General features: G+C 68.0%; 17 protein-coding genes. 5 read left to right on the forward strand and 12 right to left on the reverse strand.

Features of this window, described 5'->3' with window-relative positions; genetic code table 11:
- Positions 1 to 78 precede the first annotated feature (78 nt).
- The 3 genes from GGR03_RS17650 to GGR03_RS17660 all read right to left on the reverse strand — a co-directional run bounded on the left by GGR03_RS17650 (position 79) and on the right by GGR03_RS17660 (position 2,510).
- Complete coding sequence (locus GGR03_RS17650) at positions 79 to 441, reverse strand: RcnB family protein (protein WP_183210110.1); 363 nt, start codon at positions 439 to 441, stop codon at positions 79 to 81.
- A gap of 90 nt (positions 442 to 531) precedes the next feature.
- Entirely contained in the window at positions 532 to 1,788 is a 1,257-nt protein-coding gene (locus GGR03_RS17655) for an ATP-binding protein (RefSeq protein ID WP_183210111.1), read from the reverse strand.
- A complete protein-coding gene (locus GGR03_RS17660; RefSeq protein ID WP_183210112.1) occupies positions 1,785 to 2,510 on the reverse strand; it encodes a response regulator transcription factor in 726 nt (241 codons plus the stop codon). The genes GGR03_RS17655 and GGR03_RS17660 overlap by 4 nt, the downstream gene beginning before the upstream one ends.
- Positions 2,511 to 2,723: 213 nt before the next feature.
- On the opposite strand from GGR03_RS17660, the gene GGR03_RS17665 reads away from it, so the two are divergent.
- Entirely contained in the window at positions 2,724 to 3,614 is an 891-nt protein-coding gene (locus GGR03_RS17665; RefSeq protein ID WP_183210113.1) for a hypothetical protein, read from the forward strand.
- A 69-nt stretch (positions 3,615 to 3,683) separates the two neighbouring features.
- Here the strand turns inward: GGR03_RS17665 and GGR03_RS17670 are convergent, their stop codons facing one another.
- From GGR03_RS17670 to GGR03_RS17690, 5 genes are all read right to left on the reverse strand, one after another.
- Positions 3,684 to 4,874 carry an acetyl-CoA C-acyltransferase gene (locus tag GGR03_RS17670; protein WP_210292197.1) on the reverse strand — a complete coding sequence of 397 codons (1,191 nt, stop codon included), beginning with the start codon at positions 4,872 to 4,874 and terminating at the stop codon, positions 3,684 to 3,686.
- A gap of 5 nt (positions 4,875 to 4,879) precedes the next feature.
- Positions 4,880 to 5,494: a glutathione S-transferase family protein gene (locus GGR03_RS17675; protein WP_183210114.1), complete on the reverse strand. Its 615-nt coding sequence runs from the start codon at positions 5,492 to 5,494 to the stop codon at positions 4,880 to 4,882.
- A gap of 73 nt (positions 5,495 to 5,567) precedes the next feature.
- Positions 5,568 to 6,848, reverse strand: coding sequence for a TRAP transporter large permease (locus GGR03_RS17680; protein WP_183210115.1), 1,281 nt, complete (start codon positions 6,846 to 6,848; stop codon positions 5,568 to 5,570).
- Positions 6,849 to 6,942: 94 nt separating this feature from the next.
- Positions 6,943 to 7,524, reverse strand: a complete 582-nt coding sequence (locus tag GGR03_RS17685; RefSeq protein WP_183210116.1) for a TRAP transporter small permease — start codon at positions 7,522 to 7,524, stop codon at positions 6,943 to 6,945.
- Positions 7,525 to 7,594: 70 nt separating this feature from the next.
- The gene (locus tag GGR03_RS17690; protein ID WP_183210117.1) at positions 7,595 to 8,575 is read right to left on the reverse strand and encodes a sialic acid TRAP transporter substrate-binding protein SiaP; all 981 of its coding nucleotides are present in this window, start codon (positions 8,573 to 8,575) and stop codon (positions 7,595 to 7,597) included.
- A 186-nt stretch (positions 8,576 to 8,761) separates the two neighbouring features.
- Here GGR03_RS17690 and GGR03_RS17695 point away from each other — a divergent pair, with 186 nt between their 5' ends.
- Positions 8,762 to 10,276 carry a UxaA family hydrolase gene (locus tag GGR03_RS17695; protein ID WP_210292199.1) on the forward strand — a complete coding sequence of 505 codons (1,515 nt, stop codon included), beginning with the start codon at positions 8,762 to 8,764 and terminating at the stop codon, positions 10,274 to 10,276.
- A 9-nt stretch (positions 10,277 to 10,285) separates the two neighbouring features.
- On the opposite strand, the gene GGR03_RS17700 is transcribed toward GGR03_RS17695, so the two are convergent.
- From GGR03_RS17700 to GGR03_RS17715, 4 genes are all read right to left on the reverse strand, one after another.
- On the reverse strand, positions 10,286 to 11,914 hold the full coding sequence (locus GGR03_RS17700) for a serine hydrolase (RefSeq protein WP_183210118.1): 1,629 nt from the start codon (positions 11,912 to 11,914) through the stop codon (positions 10,286 to 10,288).
- Positions 11,915 to 12,021: 107 nt separating this feature from the next.
- Positions 12,022 to 12,921 (reverse strand): PfkB family carbohydrate kinase, encoded by a 900-nt coding sequence (locus GGR03_RS17705; protein ID WP_252920293.1) that lies wholly within the window; start codon positions 12,919 to 12,921, stop codon positions 12,022 to 12,024.
- Positions 12,918 to 14,114, reverse strand: a complete 1,197-nt coding sequence (gene uxuA, locus GGR03_RS17710) for a mannonate dehydratase (protein ID WP_183210119.1) — start codon at positions 14,112 to 14,114, stop codon at positions 12,918 to 12,920. Before uxuA ends, GGR03_RS17705 begins: the two co-directional genes overlap by 4 nt.
- 54 nt (positions 14,115 to 14,168) lie before the next feature.
- Entirely contained in the window at positions 14,169 to 14,873 is a 705-nt protein-coding gene (locus tag GGR03_RS17715; protein WP_183210120.1) for a GntR family transcriptional regulator, read from the reverse strand.
- A gap of 69 nt (positions 14,874 to 14,942) precedes the next feature.
- On the opposite strand from GGR03_RS17715, the gene uxaC reads away from it, so the two are divergent.
- From uxaC to GGR03_RS17730, 3 genes are all read left to right on the forward strand, one after another.
- A complete protein-coding gene (gene uxaC, locus GGR03_RS17720; protein ID WP_183210121.1) occupies positions 14,943 to 16,349 on the forward strand; it encodes a glucuronate isomerase in 1,407 nt (468 codons plus the stop codon).
- A gap of 38 nt (positions 16,350 to 16,387) precedes the next feature.
- Positions 16,388 to 17,377: a TRAP transporter substrate-binding protein gene (locus GGR03_RS17725; protein ID WP_210292200.1), complete on the forward strand. Its 990-nt coding sequence runs from the start codon at positions 16,388 to 16,390 to the stop codon at positions 17,375 to 17,377.
- Between the two features lie 82 nt (positions 17,378 to 17,459).
- Positions 17,460 to 17,975, forward strand: a complete 516-nt coding sequence (locus GGR03_RS17730; RefSeq protein ID WP_183210122.1) for a TRAP transporter small permease — start codon at positions 17,460 to 17,462, stop codon at positions 17,973 to 17,975.
- Positions 17,976 to 17,977 lie beyond the last annotated feature (2 nt).

Consider the following 17,977-nt stretch of genomic DNA (forward strand, 5'->3'; position numbering starts at 1 on the left):
TTTAGCTGGCGGGAATGGAACGTAAGCGGGCCGGTCTTTCGACCGGCCCCTATGAAATCCGCGAAAAATACGCCGCGATCAGCGCGACGCGGCAACGATGCTGGCGATCAGGCCGGAGGCCGCGGCGACCAGCAGATAGTCGTTGTCGACGCGTACCCAGCGCTGGCCGTTGGCCGGGCGGCGCAGGCCGTGGCGCTGCCAGTCGTCGACGCTCCGGCCGCGATATTGCGCCGGAACCCGGCCGCCGCGATGGCGCCAGTTGCGTTGCTGCTGGCGGGCGTCGCGGCGATCGTGGCGGACTTCCTTGCCGCGATGCACGACGGTCTTCTCCTTGACCACCGTGCGGTGGACGACCTTGCCGCCGGCGGCGCTGGCCGGCACGGCGAAGGCCGGAAGCGCGACCGCGAGGCTGAGTGCGACGGCGAGTGATTTCATGAACATGGCTTGATCTCCTGACGTCCCGGTCGGTGAACTAACCGCGCCCGACGCCCATCGATCCAGTTACGAAACGTGTCTTTTGTTGCTGGCCCGTCAGGCGGCCAGCGGCAAGCGAACGGTCTGCTCGAGCCCGCCGCCCGGCCGGTTGACGATGCTGATCGAGCCGCCGGCCCCGTCGATGATTTCCTTGGCGATGGCGAGGCCGAGCCCGGCACCCGGCTTGAACTGGCGCCGGCCGGGGTCGACCCGGAAGAACGGCTCGAAGGCGCGCCCGATCACCGCCTCGGGAATGCCCGGCCCGTCGTCGGCGATGACGATCACCGCTTCATCGTGGCTGCCGCGCCGCAGGCTGACCTGGGCACCGCCGCCATGCAGGGCGGCATTGTCGATCAGGTTGCGCAGCGCCCGCTTCAGCGCGAAGGGACGGGCGGCCGCGGAAAGCGGCTCCATGCCGGGGTCGACCTCCTCCACGACGCGCCCGATCTCGCGGAGCTCGGCGGCGATCTCGCACACCAAAGGCCCGAGGGCGATGGCCTCGCCGGGTGAGGGGTCGACCTCCTCGCGCACGAGGCGGATGGCGCTGTCGGCGATGCGGTCGAGCTCGGAGAGGTCCTTCAGCCAGACTTCGCGATCCTCGTCGGGCAGGAATTCCGCCCGCAGCCGCATGCGCGTCATCGGCGTGCGCAAATCATGGCCGGCGGCGGCGACGAGGCGCATGCGGCTCTCGATCGCGTCGCGCACCCGACTGGTGAGCCGGTTCAGCGCCGCCGCTGTCGCGCGGACCTCCGCGGGGCCGTCCTCCGGCACGTGCGCCGGCAGGCCGTCGGCGCCGACCGTCGAGACCGCCTCGTCGAGCAGGCGCAGCGGCCGCGTCACCTTGGTGGCGGCAAACAGCGAGACCGCTGCGGCGCCAGCGACGACAAGGGCCATATAGAAGACGAAGACCGGCCAGTTGCGCGGCGGGAAGCCGGGATAGGGCAGATAGGCCCATTCGCCCGGTGCGAATTCGAAGGCGAGCTGGCGGGTGCGGGCCTGCGGATCGCCGACGATGCTCACCGGGATGTCGAGACCGATCTCCGCCAGGGACCGCTGGATGCCGCGTGCCTCCCGGACCATGAAGCCCGGCTCGCGCACCGGCTCCCCCGCGGTGACGATGCCGTGCCGTTCGGCGGCGGCGGGATCGTCGGCGAGCACCGAGGCGAGGATCCGCACCTCCTCAGCGAAGGTCTGGCGGAAGCTTTCGCGGTCGGGCCGCTCCAAGACCTGCACCGAGACGCCGGCGGCGACCGCGACGACGGCGACGATCGCCAGGACGAGGAGGATGGCGAGCCGCGCCCTGAGCGAACTCATCGCTCCGCCCCCTCCTCGCGACGGTCGACCCGCGCGGCGAACTGGTAACCGCCATTGCGGACGGTCTTGAACAGGCGGAACACGCCGCCATCGTTGAACTTGCGGCGCAGGCGGCTCATCGTCACGTCGACCGACCGGTCGAAAGGATCGGCGGTGCGGCCGTGCAGGAGATCCATCAGCACGTCCCGCGACAGGACGCGGCCGGGCCGGTCGAGGAAGATCATCAGCATGTCGAATTCGGCGCCGGTGAGGACGATCTCCTCGCCGTCCGCGGCCCGCACGATGCGGCGCTCCGGATCGACCGAGAAGCCGTCGAAATGATAGAGCGCCGGCGCCCGCTCGGCGGGGGCCTCGCCGCCGCGCCGCAGCACCGCCCGGATCCGCGCCGCCAGCTCGCGCGGGTTGAAGGGCTTGCCGAGATAGTCGTCGGCGCCGAGCTCGAGGCCGATGATCCGGTCGACGTCCTCCTTGAGGGCGGTGAGAAGGATGATCGCCATGTCCGGCCGGCGCTCCTTCATGTCCCGGCACATGTCGAGGCCGGACCCGTCCGGCAGCATAACGTCGAGCACCACGAGGTCGATACGGGAATCCCCGATCTTCTGCTCGCAGGCGCGCCGGGACGCGGCGATCGAGCAGCGAAAACCCTGGCTCTCGAGGTAGCGCCCGAGAAGGCGGCCGATTTCGGGATCGTCGTCGACGACGAGAATGTGGGGCTGGCTCATGCTGCGCATCCTCAGGCTGGTCGCCTTTTCTCACCGCTGCCGACGCAGGAGGCGAGGGAAATCTTGTAACGGGAGGTTGCAGCGGCCGCCCTGGCAATGTTTCGCAACAACTCTCCGCCGCGTGGCCATGTTTCGCAACACTTGGCCGCAAGACCGCAACATCAGGCGCCTAGGTTCAGGGTCTACCCAGTCATCGAACGAGAGGATATTCGCATGACCCGTCTTTCCACCAATTCCCGGACCCGTCGCCCGTCGAAGCTGATCGCGCTGCTCGGCGCGGCGCTCATGGCCGGCACCGGTGCCGCCTATGCCCAGGCTCCCGCGCAGGGCCAGGGTCCGGCAGGCGCCACCCAGGCCGGCCCGGCGACGCCGGGCGCCCAGCGCGGCGACGGTCCGCGCATGGGACGCGAGCGCGGCGGACGTGAGCAGTGGCGTGGCCATCGCGGCCCGCGCGGCGGTCATCACGGCCAGATGATGCGGATGTTCTCGCCGGCCAAGGTCGCCGGTGCGCTCTCGGCCATCGAGACCGGGATCGGCGTACAGCCGGACCAGATGGAAGCCTGGCGGACCTTCACTGCCGCGCTGGTCGCCTTCGCCGACGGCGCGCAGCCGCCGCACATGGGCCCGCGTCGTGGCGGCGTCCGGATGATGCCAAACGCCGAGGCGGCACCCGAGGCGCCGGGCGAGTCCGACGATGCCGCGCTCGAAGAAACGATCGAGGATCAGGTCGATCTTCCGGGCGAGGACGCCGACGAAACCGTTGACAGCGTCGACACGGCGGACGATGCCGACGACACCGTTGCGGCGGAGTCCGCCGGACCGGGCTTCATCATGCTGGACCGCATGGCCGACCGGGCGATCGAGCAGGGCGAGCGGGCCGAGACGCTGAAGACGGCGCTGGCCGAACTGCAGCAGACGCTGACGCCCCAGCAGATCGACTCGGCGCGCAGTCTGGTGCGGTCGATGATGCGGGAAGCCCGCGCCGAACGTCGCGCGGAGATGCGCGAGCGTCGCGGCGGCCGTGACGGCAAGCCGCATCATGGCGAGCACCGTAAGCACGGCGAAGACGGCAAGGGCAAGGGCCCCAAGCACGATCGCGACTGACCACAAGGTCTTCGACTGATTTTGGAAAGGCCGGCCCCTCGCGGGGTCGGCCTTTTGCTTTGCGGCCGATCAGAGCAGCATCTCGATGGCTACCGCCGTCGCCTCGCCGCCGCCGATGCAGATCGCCGCGATGCCGCGCCTGGCACCACGCTGACGAAGCGCGGCGACCAGCGTCACCAGGATGCGCGCGCCCGAGGCGCCGATCGGATGACCGAGGGCGCAGGCGCCGCCATTGACGTTCATCACCTCGATGGGGATCGAAAGCTCGCGCATGGCGATCATCGGCACGACCGCAAAGGCCTCGTTGACCTCGAACAGATCGACGTCGCCCAGCCTCCAGCCCGATGCATCGAGCACGCGGCGAATGGCCTCCACCGGAGCGGACGTGAAAAGGGCCGGTTCGCCGGCATATCGACTGGTCGCGACGACCCGCGCCAGCGGCGCGATACCCCGCTGTTCGGCGAAAGACTCCCGGGACAGTACCAGGGCCGCTGCACCGTCCGAAATCGACGAGGAATTGGCGGCGGTGACGGTGCCGCCCTCCCGGAACGCCGGCCTCAGCAGCGGGATCCTGGCAGGGTCCGCCTTCCGAGGCTGCTCGTCATGCGTGATGGTCGACGTTCCCTTGCGCGTCGTCGTCGCGACGGGGGTGATCTCCGTTTCCGTCGCTTGGCCTTCGGCAGCGGCGAGGGCGCGCGCCAGCGAGGCCGCCGCATAGGCATCCTGCGCCTGACGGGTGAACTGGTACGCCTCGGCCGCATCCTCGGCGAACGTGCCCATCAGCCGCCCCTTGTCGTAGGCGTCCTCCAGCCCGTCGAGAAACATGTGGTCGACGACCTCGCCGTGACCGAGCCGCAGGCCGGCGCGCGCCTTCGGCAGCAGGTACGGCGCGTTGGACATCGATTCCATGCCGCCGGCGACCTGCAGCCCCTCGGGGCGGGCGACGAGGCCGTCATGGGCGATCATCGCCGCCATCATGCCCGAGCCGCACATCTTGTTGACCGTGGTGCAGGGGACGGATTTCGGCAGGCCCGCGCCGATCGCCGCCTGCCGGGCCGGCGCCTGGCCGAGGCCGGCGGGCAGCACGCAGCCCATCGTCACTTCCGAGACGTCATCCGGCGCGCCGCCGCAGCGCTCGAGCGCCGCGGCAATGGCGCAGGCCCCGAGTTGCGGGGCGGTGAGTGGCATGAGCTCGCCCTGGAAGCTGCCGAGCGGCGTGCGCGCTGCGCCGAGGATGACGACGGGATCCGGCATCGGCATGGCTTTCAGCTCGGGGGCCGCGTGGCGGCGAGCGAGGGGCGGTCGGCGAACCGGTCGCGAAGTCCCCGGAGATGCGGCGTCGGCGGGATCCAGTCGGCGGCGGGAAAGCGCATGTCGACATAGTCGAGCGCGACGATCGCGGTGATGAGCCCGAGATCGAGATCAGCCGCGTCGCGGCCGGCAAGGGCCGCCTCGACGACGCGCAGCCCCTCGATCATCGCGCGCCGGCGCTTGCGGCCGAGATCCTGGCCGTCGAAGCTGGCGTCCTGGAAGCCGCCGCTGAGGATGCGTCGTCCGATCATCGTCTGGACGGCGGCGTCGCAGACCCCGAGGGCGGTGCCGGTGAGCGACAGGCAGGCCGGGTCCCATCCGGCGGCTCCGTCGCTGCCCGCCTGCCGCAGCTGTTCGGTATAGGCGGCGATCAGCAGGCATTCGGCGATAGCGGTGCCGTCGTCAAGCACCAGGCACGGCACCCGGCCGGCGCTGTTCACCGCCAGCAATTCGGCGGGATCGGCCCACTGGTCGACGACCCGGACATCGAGATTGTCGACACCCGCCTCGATCAGCGCGACATGGGCGATGCGGGCGAAGGGCGAAGTGGGGTTCTTGTAGAGACGCATTCAGTACCTCGTTCAGGTGTCCCTGCCGGCGACGAGGAGCGGGGGCGTCGCGGCGCCCCCAAGCTATCCGGCTCTAGCGATAGAGCAAGGTCGGCAGCCACATGGTGAGAGCCGGAATGAAGGTGACGAGCCCCAGCACGAAGAACAGCGGCACCAGGAACGGCATGGTGGCACGCATGCAGCGTTCGAACGGGATGCCGGAGACGCGCGAGAGCACATAGAGCACCATGCCGATGGGGGGCGTCAGCAGCCCGATCATCAGGTTCAACACCATGATGACGCCGAAATGCACCGGATCGACGCCCATCTTGATGGCGATCGGCAGGAGCACCGGCGTGAGGATGGTGATCGCCGCCACCGTCTCCATGAAGCAGCCGACCACCAAGAGGATGAGGTTGATCAGCAGAAGCACGATGATCGGGTTTTCCGACACCGTCAGGATCATCGCGGCGAAGTGCTCGGGCGCCCGGTTGGAGGTGAGGATCCAGGCGAAGATCGATGCGGCCGCGACGATGAACAGCACCACCGCCGTCGTCTCGATCGTGTCGAAGGAGACCCGAAGGAAGCGCTTCAGCGACAAGGTCCGATAGACGACGAGGCCAAGAATGAGTGCCCAGGCACAGGCCGCTATCGCCGCCTCGGTCGGGGTGAAGGCCCCCGACAGGATGCCGCCGACGATGATCACCGGCGTCATCAGCGACAGGAAGGCGCGCTTGAAGGTGATGCCGAGGATGGACAGGGCGAAGGGCTGGTCGATCGGGTAGCCCCGCATGCGTGCATAGACGGCGATCATCACCATCAGCGACACGGCCATCAGCAGTCCGGGGATGAAGCCGGCGGCGAAGAGCTGGCCGATCGAGGCGCCGGCGACGACGCCGTAGATCACCATCGGCAGCGACGGCGGGATGATCGGCCCGATCGTCGAGGAGGCGGCGGTGATGCCGACGGCGAAATCGGGCTCGTAATTGGCGTCGCGCATCGCCTTGATCTCGATGGCGCCGAGACCGCCGGCGTCGGCGACGGCGGCGCCCGACATGCCGGCGAAGATCACCGACGCGCCGACATTCACGTGGCCGAGGCCGCCGCGCATCCAGCCGAAGATCGCCTTGGCGAAATCGAAGATCCGCTCGGTGATGCCGGCGGCGTTCATCAAATTGCCGGCGAGGATGAAGAACGGGATGGCCAGCAGCGGGAAGGAATCGACGCCGTTGATCATGCGGTGGATGACGACGACGTCCGGCACCCGGCCCTCGACCAGGATGAAGACCGCCGACGAGCCGGCGAGCGCGATCGCCACGGGCACGCCGAGAACGATCATGCCCAGGAGCAGGACGAAGAGGAGTGTCAGGAGCATGGGGACCTGCCGTCGAGGAGCGTCGAGCGGCGGTCGCGCGAAGCGTCCACCGGTGATGGCGGCGAGCGGAGGCCCGTTCCGGCGTGCGGCCCTGTCAAAGACCGGTTCCGGTCAGGGCGAAGCGCTCGGGGTCGATGAGCCGGCTGGTGCCGGTGCGCACGTGGCGCAGGAGGGCCAGCAGCGCGTACATCGCCATGAAGCCGAAACAGGCGGTGACGCCCCAGTAGATCCAGGACTTCGGCACGTCGATCGAGACCATCATCTGCTGGGTCTTGGATGCCAGTTCGGCGCAGAACCAGCCCATGGCGGCGAAGAAGACCAGCGAGATCACGTCGACCGCAAGCTGCGCCACGTAGCGACCTCGACGTGGCAGGTAGCGATAGAACAGCTCGACCGCGATGTGGCTTTCCTTGCGGGCCGCCATGACCGACCCGATGAAGGTGACGCCGATCAGCAGGAAGCGCGCCACCTCCTCGGTCCAGCCGAGGGAATTGTTGAGCACGTAGCGGGTGAAGAACTGCAGGAAGACGACGAAGGACAGGAGCCAGAAGACCAGAAGCACCAGCCCGTCGCTCCATCGGATGTCGGAAAGGTCCACCGGCTCGGAGGCCAGTGCGCTGGGCTCTTCCGCCCGGATGCCTGCTTCGGGCTCGGGTCTCTGGTGGTCTGATGCCATCATCGTCTCCGCTGCCTGCGCGTGACCGGGCGGCGGCAGCGCCGCCCGGGATGGACTGCGGTCGGAGGACCTACTCGATGGCCTGGAGCCGGTCGTAGACTTCCTGTTCCCAGGTGGCGTCGGGGCCGTTGTGCAGTTCCATCGTCACCTCGCGGAACGGCGCGACGTCGACCTCGTGGACGTTGACGCCCTGCTCCTTGAACCAGGCGGCGAGTTCCGCCTCGGTCTCGCGGACCTGCTCGGTCGCGCAGTCGGAGGCTTCCTTCAGAAGGCCGACCAGGGCCTCTCGATCACCCTCGTCCATCTGGTCCCAGGTCGGGCCCCCGATGATGGTGAGCAACGCGTCGTTGATGTGGGCCGTCAGCGAGATGTCAGACTGGACCTCGTGGAACTTCTTCGCCTGGATGGTCGGCAGCGGGTTCTCCTGCCCGTCGACCGTGCCTTGCTGCAGTGCAAGGTATACCTCGGCAAAGGCGATGGGGGTCGGATTGGCGCCGACCGCCTTCGGAAACATCATGTAGAGCGGCGCGTTCGGTACGCGGATCTTCATGCCCGCCATGTCCTCGGGCTTCAGGACCGGCTTGTTCGCCGTCACGTGGCGCTGGCCGTAATAGGTCGTGGCGACGATGTGGTTGCCGGAGGCTTCGCGGTAACCTTCGGCGAGTTCGGCGAAGAGGTCCGACGAGCGGAACTTGTCCCAGTGATCGTAGTCGCGGAACATGTAGGGCGCGCCGCCGATCGCCACCGCGCCATAGGCCCGGCCGGCAAAGAGCTGGCCGGTATAGATGATGTCGACGGTGCCGAGGCCGAGACCTTCGTTGATGTCCTCTTCCTTGCCGAGCGAGGACGCCGGGAAAACCTCGATCGCATAGCGGTCCTCGGTCGCGGCCTTGAGCTTGTCGGACGTCTCGACGGCACAGGTATGGTAGGGCTCGCTGGCCTCGTAGACATGGGCCCATTTGAGCACGGTTTCCGCCGCGGCGGACTGTGCCGACATCGCCAGCGCGGCGGCGGACGCGAGCAGCACGAACTTCTGGCGCGTGTGTTTCATGATCTTCCTCCCTAATGTATACACTGTTTTTTCGGCCATCATATTGGCTGCGCGTCGAAGCGCAATGGCGCGTTGTGGTATTCCTCGGCGTGCCGCCGACGCGGGCGCAGCCCGTCCCCGGCTGGCAATATTCACCACCGATCGCACCGGCGCCGGGGCGATCGCGACTGCAGGAACGGCCCGACCATGAGCATGCCGACGGTCCGCCTCGATCCATCCGACAACGTCGTCACCGCGCTGCGCGCATTGGAGGCCGGCACGGCGGTCGAGGAGACGCTGACGCTCGGCCTGATCCCGCGCGGCCACAAGATTGCGACGCGGCCGATCCCCGCCGGTCAGCCGGTGATGAAATACGCGCAGATCATCGGCTATGCCGCCGAGGACATTGCCGCCGGCGCGCATGTCCACACCCACAATGTCGCGTTCCGGGGCACGGCGCATAATTACGACTTCGCCACGGATCTAAGGCCTGTCGCGATGGTGCCCGAGGCGCTGCGCGATACGTTCATGGGTTATCGTCGCGCCGACGGGCGGATCGGCACGCGCAACACGATCGCGGTGCTCACCTCGGTGAACTGCTCGGCGACCGCCGCCCGCAAGATCGCCGAGGCCTTCGGGCCGGACGAACTCGCCGCCTATCCGAATGTCGACGGGGTCACCGCCTATGTCCACGGCACCGGCTGCGGCATGGGCGGCGACGGCGAAGGGTTCGACGCGCTGCAGCGGGTGATGTGGGGCTATGCCCGGCACCCGAACGTCGCCGGCGTGCTGATGGTCGGCCTCGGCTGCGAGGTCAACCAGATCGACTGGCTGCTCGAGGCCTACGGCATCGAGAAGGGGCCGATGTTCCAGGCGATGAACATCCAGGACGTCGCGGGGCTTCGCCGCACGGTCGAGATCGGCATCGAGAAGATCCGTGCCATGCTGCCGATCGCCAACGCGGCGACGCGCGAGCCGTGCCCGGCCTCGGAGCTGATGGTCGCTCTGCAATGCGGCGGCTCCGACGCATGGTCGGGGATCACCGCCAATCCGGCGCTCGGCTACGCCTGCGACCTCTTGGTGGCGCAGGGCGGAACCGGGGTGCTGGCCGAGACGCCGGAGATCTACGGCGCCGAGCATCTGCTCACCCGCCGGGCCATCGACGAGAAGACCGGCCAAAAGCTCGTGAGACTGATCGAGTGGTGGGAGGACTATACCGCGCGCAACAAGGGCTCGATGGACAACAATCCCTCGCCCGGCAACAAGAAGGGCGGGCTGACGACGATCCTCGAGAAGTCGCTGGGCGCCGCCGCCAAGGGCGGCACGACGCCGCTGACCGGGGTCTTCCGCTATGCCGAGCCCGTCACGAAGCGGGGCTTCGTCTTCATGGATTCGCCCGGCTACGACCCGGCCTCGGTCACCGGCCAGATCGCGTCGGGCTGCAACCTCGTGGCGTTCACGACGGGTCGGGGGTCGGCGGCCGGCTTCAAGCCGGCGCCTTCGATCAAGATCGCGACGAACAGCGAGATGTACCGGCGGATGACCGAGGACATGGACTACGACGCCGGGCGGATCGTCTCGGAAGGCATGTCGATCGAGGCGGCCGGCCGCGAGATCTACGAGCTTCTGCTGCGCGTCGCCTCGGGCGAGGTGTCGAAGTCCGAGGCGCAGGGGCTCGGCGACTACGAGTTCGTGCCCTGGCAGATCGGGGCGACGATGTGAGGCGTCCGGTCAGTTTCGGGTGAACGTGCCGAGGCCGGTCCGGTCGTAAAATTCCAGGGTCACGCTGGCGATGCCGCCATCGTCTCCCGTTCGAAACTGCGCCGCGGACAGCGGGGCGGCATTCTCGCCGATCGGCTCGAAGGTGAAGACGTCGCCATCGTAGGGGGTGAGCGGGAAGCGCTTGGGCGCGTCGGCGGGACCCAGTTTCATCGACAGCGCACCGCCCTCCGTCTCCACCACGAGCGGTCCGTAATAGCTGTTGTCGTACGTGCCGGCATAGGCGTCGTCGGCGCGCGGCGGTTCGGCGCTTGCGGGCGGCTCGGCATAGTCGGGCCCGGCCGGGTCCACGGCGAATTCATGGGCGAAGAAGCCGCCGATGAAGCTCAGCCAGTCGACAGTTTGCTCGCCATGCTGGGCAATGTCCATGAAAGTCGAGCCGATCGCCTCGGGCACGCCGATCGGCTCGCCGTTGGTGATGGCGGCGATGCCGAGCTCTTCGCCGGGCAGCAGCAGGATTGCCGTGGAGGTGCCGAGGACGAAGGCACCGGAATGGCCGAGCGTGACGCGGCCGAGATCGTCATAGCCGACATTCCATCCGAGCCCATAAAAGCCGGCGCGCTCCGTCGGATCGGCCGGAAGCCGGCCGGCGATATGCGGCAGATGGGTGGTCGCGAGGGCACCGGCATCGACGATGGGCTCGCCCTCGAAGCTGCCGTCGCGAAGCTGCAGGCGCAGGTAGCGTGCGAGGTCCGAGATAGACCCGCTGGCGCCGCCGGCCGGTGCCTGAGCATCGGGCATGCGGTCGTAGCGCGCTTCCCAGCGCCGCTCGGCCGGATCGCCGACGCGGACATGGATCCGCGCCCGGTTCGCATGGCCGAGATAATCGGTGTGGCGATAGCTTGAGCGGCTCATGCCGAGCGGTTCGAACAACACTCGTTCGGCGATGTCCTCGAAGGGCTCGCCGGCCGCCTTGGCCGCTGCGACCGCGCCGGCGGTGTAGCCGTAATTGCTGTAGTGGTAGGTGGAGCGGAACGGGTCCAGCGGCTGCTGGTCGAGCCGCGACAGGATGGTCTCCCGGTCGAAGCCGAGATCCTCGAGGAGATCGCCGGCCCCCGTGTTCAGCCCCGAGCGATGCGACAGCAGGTCGGCGAAGGTCGCGTTCTCGGTGACATAGGGATCGGACAGGGCGAAGGACGGATCGTGGCCCCGCACCGGATCGTCCCAGTCGAACAGCTTGTCGCCGACGAGACGGGCCAGGATCGTCGAGGTGATCGGCTTCGACACCGAGGCGAGCAGGAACACGGTGTCCATGTCCACAGGCTCCGGCTGGCCGACCTCGCGCAAGCCGAAGCCCTTGGCGTAGAGGATCTCGTCTTTGTAGACGACGGCGACCGCGACACCGGGGATCGCGGTCTTCGCCATTGCCGCATCGACGATCCCGTCGAGGCGGCCAATGGCGGCGTCCACCTGTTGCCGGTCGAGAAGCGGTGGCACCGGCGCGACGGGAGCGGGCAGGAGCGTTGCTGGCGACGACGCGGTATCGTCGGCACCGGCCGGCGCCGGCATGAGACCGATGAAGGCGCCGAGGAGAGGCCAAAGCAGCCACGGTGCTACTGCCAGTCCAGCCAACCGGATCATCGCGGTGCTCCCTCGCGTCAAGCCGGCTGAAAGCAGCCGGCCGAGGAAGCTTACGCCAGGTCAGACGGATGGGGAAATCCCGCCGCCGGGAAGCAGGGTTTGCCGCGTCAGCGGATCAGCGCGCCATAGTGCCGGACGACTTCGCCGGCCAAGGCATGGCCGCGGCGGACGGCGTGGGGCGCCGGGACGCCGGCGAGCCGGGCCGCGAGATAGCCGGCGTTGAAGCTGTCGCCGGCGCCCGTCGTGTCGACAGCGTCGGTGATCGTCGCGGGCTGGATGCGCTCGCGGTGGGAAGACGTCGCCACCAGCGCCGGATCGGCGCCGTCCTTGACCACCACTTCGCCGACGCCGCAGCCAAGATAGCGGTCGGCCGTCGCGTCCGGCGAGGCGTCGCCGAAGGCGGCTGCCTCGTCGGGGAAGCTCGGCAGGCAGATCGTCGAAGCGGCCGCGCCGGCGGTGATCGCATCGCGCATCTCGGCCGGGTCCGGCCATAGCCGCGGCCTGATGTTCGGATCGAAGGCGACGGCCTTGCCGGCGGCCTTCGCCGAGGCGAGCTGCTCGATCAGGCGCTGCCGATCTGCCGGCGGCAGGATCGCCAGCGTGATGCCGGAGAAGTAGAAGGCGTCGCCCGCCGCGAAGGCGCGGGCGAGATGCGCCGGATCGGCGGCCAGCAACCTGGCGGCGGCGCTGTCGCGCCAGTAGGAGAAGCTGCGCTCGGCACCTTCCAGATGGATTATGTAGAGGCCCGGCATACGCTCTGGTATGCGGCGGACGTGATCCGTGACGAGGCCGGCGTCGGCGAAGAAGGCCTGCATCTCGTCCGACGTGCCGTCGGTGCCGAGCGCGGTCAGATAGGCGACGGCCCAGTCGTCGCCGAGTTCGCGGCGCAGATACCAGGCCGTGTTCAGCGTGTCGCCGGCAAAGCCTCGACGGTAGAGCCCGTCCCCGGCGGAGGCGAGCTCGACCATGCATTCGCCGATCGAGACGATCGTCTTCGGCGTGCTCACGCGGCGGCACCGTCGATGGCGTTGACCGCCGCTATCACGCCGCGCAGTTCGGCGAGGCCGCGCAGCCGTCCGATCAGCGGGTAGCCCGGATGCGTGCCGCGGCCGACGTCCGAGAGCAGTTCGTGGCCATGGTCCGGTCGCATCGGGATCTCCCAGTCGGCGCGGCCGGCGGCCATGCGCCGGCGTTCTTCCGCGAGGAGGACGCGTATCAGCGCCACCATGTCGTTGTCACCACCCAGATGATCGGCTTCCTCGAACGACCCGTCCGCATCCTTGGTGACATTGCGCAGATGGGCGAAATGGATTCGTTCGGCAAAGCGCGCGGCGATCGCCGGGACGTCGTTGGCGGGATTGGCGCCGAGCGAGCCGGAACAGAGGGTCAGGCCGTTGGCCGTCGAGTCGACGCAGTCCAACACGAAGGCGATGTCGTCGGCGTCTGAGACGACACGTGGCAGGCCGAAGAGCGAGCGCGGCGGGTCGTCCGGATGGACGCAGAGCCGGATGCCGACCTCTTCCGCCGTCGGGATCACCTCTTCGAGGAATCGACGGAAATTGGCGCGGACATCCTCGCGGCTGATGCCGTCGTAGCGCTTCAGCACCTCGCGCAGGCCGGGCACGTCGTAGCGCTCGTAGGCGCCGGGAAGGCCCGCCATGATCGCGCCGAGCAGGCGCTCGCGCGCGGCTTCGTCCGAGGCGTCGAACCAGGCCTTGGCGCGGGCCAGCAGCTCGGGTGAAAGGCCATCGGCGGCGCCCGGCCGCTCCAGCATGAAGACGTCGAAGGCGACATATTCGTGCATGTTGAAGCGCAGGCTGCTGCCGCCGCCGGGGAGGGGCTCGGCCAGCTGGGTGCGCGTCCAGTCGAGCAGCGGCATGAAATTGTAGCAGACGATCTCGATGCCGCAGGCGGCGAGATTGCGCAGCGATTGGCGATAGGCGTCGAAGATGCGCGACAGGTCGCCGTCACCGAGCTTGACGCCCTCGTGGAGGGGCAGGCTCTCGACCACCTGCCAGCGCAGCCCGAGGGCCGGATCGGCCGCGATGATCGCCTGGCGGGCGCGGATCGCATCCTCGCTCCAGACCTCGCCATAGGGGATCTCGTGCAGTGCGTTGACGATCCCCCTCGCGCCGGTCTGGCGAATCTCATGAAGCTCTATCCGGTCCTGCGGGCCGAACCAGCGCCACGTCTCCTGCATGTCTTCCCCCGTCTCCGGCCCGGTCTTCCGGTGCCTCAGTCAAATTGGCGACGATCAGGCCTCTTTCGCGTCGTCGAAAAACTGCTCGAACTCGGCCTTCAGGCGCACGAGATGCTGGTTGAGGCGACCCAGATGGGTGCGCATGGCGACCTCCGCAGCGGCCGGGTCGCCGGCCTTGATGGCCTCGAAGATCGCCATGTGGTCGTCGTAGACAGCCGGCTGGCCGAAGGCGAGGGACAGGAAGCGCATCCGGTCCATCTGCGCCTTCTGCTCGTCGATCAGGGTCCAGGCGAAGCCGCAGCCGGCGCCTTCCGCGATCAGACGGTGGAACATGTCGTCGAGATGATGGAATTCGCGTCGGTCGTCGGCGGCCTGGGCGGCGCGCTGCAGCTTGAGGTTCTCGCCCAGCCTCTCCACCAGCGCGGCGCTGTCGCCCGCACAGGCCTCGCGGACGACCGCGACTTCGAGGGCTTCCCGGATGAAGCGGGCATTCAGCACCTCGCGGACGGAGATCTTGACCACTTCGGTACGCCGCTGCGGCTGGATCCTGAGATAGCCCGTCCGCGCCAGCCGGATGAAGGCCTCGCGCACCGGCTGGCGCGATACGCCCATGCGGCGGGCGATCTCGGCCTCGGAAATACCCGTGCCCGGTGGCAGCCGCAGCTCGAGAATCGCCTGGCGCAGCTCGGCGAACACGGCATCCGCGATGGTGCCGCGGGCAGGCAAAACAGGTGACGAAAGAGCGGGTTGGTGCGGCATGGCCATCCTCTTGACACCCTTCGCATACTACCATACCAGTCCACACACAAGCTGAGGGTGAGGAGAACCATGGCGCTTCTGGCGGATGACAGGCTGTTTCCCACGGAAGCGCGGTCGCGGGCTGTAGCCCGGGCGCTCTATGAGACTGTACAGTCCCTGCCGATCGTCAGCCCGCATGGTCATACCGATCCGCGGTGGTTCGCCGAGAACCGGCATTTTCCGGACCCGGCGCACCTGATCGTCGTTCCCGACCACTACATCTTCCGGATGCTGGTCTCGCAGGGCGTGAAGCTGGCCGAGCTGGGCGTGCCTTCGGTGGATGGCTCGCCGGTCGAGACCGACGGGCGGGTGATCTGGCGGCGCTTTGCCGAGAACTATCATCTGTTCCGCGGCACGCCGACGCGGCTGTGGCTGGACGACGCCTTCCAGAACCTCTTCGGGATTAACGAGCGGCTGTCGGCCGGGAATGCCGACCGCGCCTATGACCGCATCGCCGAGTGCCTGGCGCAGGAGGATTTCCGGCCGCGGGCACTGTTCGAGCGCTTCGGCGTCGAGGTGATCGCTACAACCGAGGGGGCGCTCGACGATCTGGCCTATCACCGCGCCATCAAGGAGAGCGGCTGGAGCGGGCGGGTGATCACGACCTACCGGCCGGATGCGGTCGTCGACCCGGACTTCCCGGGCTTTGCCGGCAATCTCGTCCGGCTCGGGGAGCTGACCGGCTGCGACACCGGCACGTTCGCCGGCTATCTCGACGCGCATCGGGCGCGGCGAAGCTTCTTCCGCGAGCATGGCGCGACGGCGACGGATCACGGCCATCCGACCGCGCGCACCGCCGATCTTTCCGCTGCCGAGGCGGCGGCGCTCTACGACCGCGTGCGGACCGGGCAGAGCTCTCCCGATGAGCGCGAGCTGTTCCGTGCCCTGATGCTGACCGAGATGGCGAAGCTGTCGGTCGAGGACGGCATGGTGATGCAGATCCACGCCGGCTCGTTCCGCAACCATTCGGTCCCGGTCGCCGCCGCCTTCGGCCGCGACAAGGGCTTCGATATCCCGCAGCCGACGAACTACGTCGACGCGCTGAAGCCGATGCTGGACGTGGTCGGGATGGAGCCGGGGCTCACCATCATCCTCTTCACCCTCGACGAGACAGTCTATGGCCGCGAGCTCGCGCCGCTCGCCGGCGTCTATCCGGCGCTGCGGCTCGGGCCGCCCTGGTGGTTCTTCGATTCATACGAGGGGATGAAGCGGTTCCGAGAACAGGTCACCGAGACGGCCGGCTTCTACAACACCGTCGGCTTCAACGACGATACGCGCGCCTTCTGCTCGATCCCCGCCCGGCACGACGTCGCGCGGCGGGTGGACTGCGGGTATCTCGCCGAGCTCGTGACGACGGGACGCCTCGATGAGGACGAGGCGTTCGAGGTCGCGCACGATCTCACCTATCGCCTGGCCAAGGAGGCCTACAGGCTCTAACGGCGGCTTCGCCGCTGCATTCTGGGAGGAAGCACAGCATGGGCATGATCAGGACTATCGCCACGCGGCTCGCCGTCGCCACCGCGCTTGCCGGTATCGCGTCGTCGGCCTTCGCGCAGGAAATCGTCCTGCGCTCGTCGGACACACATCCGGACGGCTATCCGACCGTGGAGGCGGTCAAGTACATGGGCGAGCTCGTCAAGGAGCGCTCGAATGGGCGCATTGCGATCGAGGTCTACCATTCGGCGCAGCTCGGCGAGGAAAAGGACACGATCGAGCAGACGCAGTTCGGCGTCATCGACCTCAACCGCGTCTCGATGGGCACGATGAACAACGTTGTCGAGGCGACGCGGGCTTTCTCGCTGCCGTACATCTTCCGCTCGACCGATCATCTGCACGCCGTCACCGACGGCCCGATCGGCCAGGAGGTGCTGGAATCCTTCACGCCGCACAACATGATCGGGCTGGCGATCTACGACGCCGGCTTCCGCTCCTTCTACAACTCCAAGAAGCCGATCACCTCGATGGATGATCTGGCCGGCATGAAGTTCCGCGTCATCCAGTCCGACGTCTTCGTCGACATGGTCAACGCGCTCGGCGCCAACGCCACCCCGATGCCCTACGGCGAAGTCTATTCGGCCATCCAGACCGGGGTCATCGACGGCGCGGAGAACAACTGGCCCAGCCTGGAATCCTCCAAGCACTACGAGGTTGCCAAGTACTACACGCTCGACGAGCACATGAGCGTGCCGGAAATCCTCGTGATGTCGAAGATGAGCTGGGAGAAGCTCACCCCGGAGGATCAGGAGATCATCCGGACCGCGGCCCAGGACAGCGTCGCGGAGATGCGCAAGCTCTGGCAGGCGCGCGAGGCGGAGTCGGAGAAGGTCGTCACCGACGCCGGCGTCGAGATCGTCCGCGAGATCGACAAGCAGCCCTTCATGGACGCGATGAAGCCGGTCTACGAGAAGCACGTCACCAGCGACGTCCTGAAGGACATGGTCGCCCGTATCCAGGCGACCGAGTAGTCCCATCCGCCGACGCCCGGCGACGACACCAGTCGCCGGGCGTCCGTCCTGCTTTCCCGCAACGAACGAAAGCCGCGCGCTCATGCGTGACGTACTGCTCGCGATAGAGCCATTCATCCGGATGCTCGCGAAAGCCGCGCTCTACGCCGCCGGCGTCGGGCTCGTGGCGATGACCCTCGTCATCTTCTGGCAGGTCTTCGGCCGCTACGTGCTCAACAGCAGCCCGAGCTGGTCGGAGTCCGTCGCGGTCATCCTGATGGCCTGGTTCATCTTCCTGGGCGCCTCCGTCGGAATCCGCGAAGGCTATCACCTCGGCTTCGACGTCCTCATGTATGTCATGCCGCCAACCGGGAAGATCCTGCTGCGCACCGTCTCGGACCTTGCGGTGCTCGGTTTCGCGCTGGCGATGATGATCTTCGGAACCCAGCTGCTCCAGGGCACCTGGGGCGCGGTCATCCCGACACTGGGACTGCCCGTCGGCCTCAGCTTCCTGCCGCTCATCGTCGGCGGCGGCCTGTCCATCCTGTTCACGGTCGAGCGCATCCTGCGCCGCTTCAGCGGCCTCGAGAACGCCAACGCCTTCGCGATTGCGGACTGACG

It is taken from the genome of Aurantimonas endophytica (assembly GCF_014196845.1).
Lineage (GTDB): Bacteria > Pseudomonadota > Alphaproteobacteria > Rhizobiales > Rhizobiaceae > Aurantimonas > Aurantimonas endophytica.

Excerpts from the sequence above, each read along its gene's own strand:
- GGR03_RS17650 (WP_183210110.1), bottom strand. The coding sequence starts at position 441 with ATGTTCATGAAATCACTCGCCGTCGCACTCAGCCTCGCGGTCGCGCTT.
- GGR03_RS17655 (WP_183210111.1), bottom strand. The coding sequence starts at position 1,788 with ATGAGTTCGCTCAGGGCGCGGCTCGCCATCCTCCTCGTCCTGGCGATC.
- GGR03_RS17660 (WP_183210112.1), bottom strand. The coding sequence starts at position 2,510 with ATGAGCCAGCCCCACATTCTCGTCGTCGACGACGATCCCGAAATCGGC.
- GGR03_RS17665 (WP_183210113.1), top strand. The coding sequence starts at position 2,724 with ATGACCCGTCTTTCCACCAATTCCCGGACCCGTCGCCCGTCGAAGCTG.
- GGR03_RS17670 (WP_210292197.1), bottom strand. The coding sequence starts at position 4,874 with ATGCCGATGCCGGATCCCGTCGTCATCCTCGGCGCAGCGCGCACGCCG.
- GGR03_RS17675 (WP_183210114.1), bottom strand. The coding sequence starts at position 5,494 with ATGCGTCTCTACAAGAACCCCACTTCGCCCTTCGCCCGCATCGCCCAT.
- GGR03_RS17680 (WP_183210115.1), bottom strand. The coding sequence starts at position 6,848 with ATGCTCCTGACACTCCTCTTCGTCCTGCTCCTGGGCATGATCGTTCTC.
- GGR03_RS17685 (WP_183210116.1), bottom strand. The coding sequence starts at position 7,524 with ATGGCATCAGACCACCAGAGACCCGAGCCCGAAGCAGGCATCCGGGCG.
- GGR03_RS17690 (WP_183210117.1), bottom strand. The coding sequence starts at position 8,575 with ATGAAACACACGCGCCAGAAGTTCGTGCTGCTCGCGTCCGCCGCCGCG.
- GGR03_RS17695 (WP_210292199.1), top strand. The coding sequence starts at position 8,762 with ATGAGCATGCCGACGGTCCGCCTCGATCCATCCGACAACGTCGTCACC.
- GGR03_RS17700 (WP_183210118.1), bottom strand. The coding sequence starts at position 11,914 with ATGATCCGGTTGGCTGGACTGGCAGTAGCACCGTGGCTGCTTTGGCCT.
- uxuA (WP_183210119.1), bottom strand. The coding sequence starts at position 14,114 with ATGCAGGAGACGTGGCGCTGGTTCGGCCCGCAGGACCGGATAGAGCTT.
- GGR03_RS17715 (WP_183210120.1), bottom strand. The coding sequence starts at position 14,873 with ATGCCGCACCAACCCGCTCTTTCGTCACCTGTTTTGCCTGCCCGCGGC.
- uxaC (WP_183210121.1), top strand. The coding sequence starts at position 14,943 with ATGGCGCTTCTGGCGGATGACAGGCTGTTTCCCACGGAAGCGCGGTCG.
- GGR03_RS17725 (WP_210292200.1), top strand. The coding sequence starts at position 16,388 with ATGGGCATGATCAGGACTATCGCCACGCGGCTCGCCGTCGCCACCGCG.
- GGR03_RS17730 (WP_183210122.1), top strand. The coding sequence starts at position 17,460 with ATGCGTGACGTACTGCTCGCGATAGAGCCATTCATCCGGATGCTCGCG.